The 622-nt window shown below is 48.4% G+C and carries 1 protein-coding gene; it reads left to right on the forward strand.

The window, feature by feature from the left end; translation table 11 throughout:
• Positions 1-381 precede the first annotated feature (381 nt).
• Positions 382-600: a hypothetical protein gene (locus D5R40_RS36855; RefSeq protein WP_124155931.1), complete on the forward strand. Its 219-nt coding sequence runs from the start codon at positions 382-384 to the stop codon at positions 598-600.
• Positions 601-622: the final 22 nt, after the last annotated feature.

The following is a 622-nucleotide window of genomic DNA, read 5'->3' on the forward strand; positions in this document are numbered from 1 at the left end:
CGACTGTGATAATACTTTAAGCGGAACTAGTTGCGATGATAATGATCCATGTACGATCAACGATGTGTATGATGCGGACTGCAATTGCGCGGGAGCTTTCCAGGACTCCGATCAGGATGGGGTTTGTGACAACGACGATATATGCCCAGGATTCGATGACAATGCTGATGGCGATAATGATGGTACCCCAGATGGCTGTGACACTTGTGATGGAAGTCTAACCGGAACCAGCTGTGATGACAATGATCCATGTACGGTCAACGACGTTTACGACGCCAACTGTAATTGTGCAGGTACTTTCCAAGATTCTGATCAGGATGGAGTATGCGATAACGATGATGTATGTCCAGGACAGACATCCTCCGCGTCACAGACGCCATCTTGATCACTGTCGGTATAGGTTCCGGCGCAATTACAATCGGCATCGTAAACATCATTGGTAGTACATGGGTCACCGTCATCACAGCTAGTGCCAGCTATATTGCCATCGCAGCTATCGCAGCCATTGGGTATTCCATCCCCGTCTGCGTCTGCCTTGTCATCAAAGCCTGGACAAACATCATCACTGTCGCATACACCGTCCTGATCACTATCCACTAATGTTCCAACGCAATTGCAGTCA

The sequence above is a fragment of the Okeania hirsuta genome, assembly GCF_003838195.1.
Classification (GTDB): Bacteria; Cyanobacteriota; Cyanobacteriia; order Cyanobacteriales; family Microcoleaceae; genus Okeania; species Okeania hirsuta.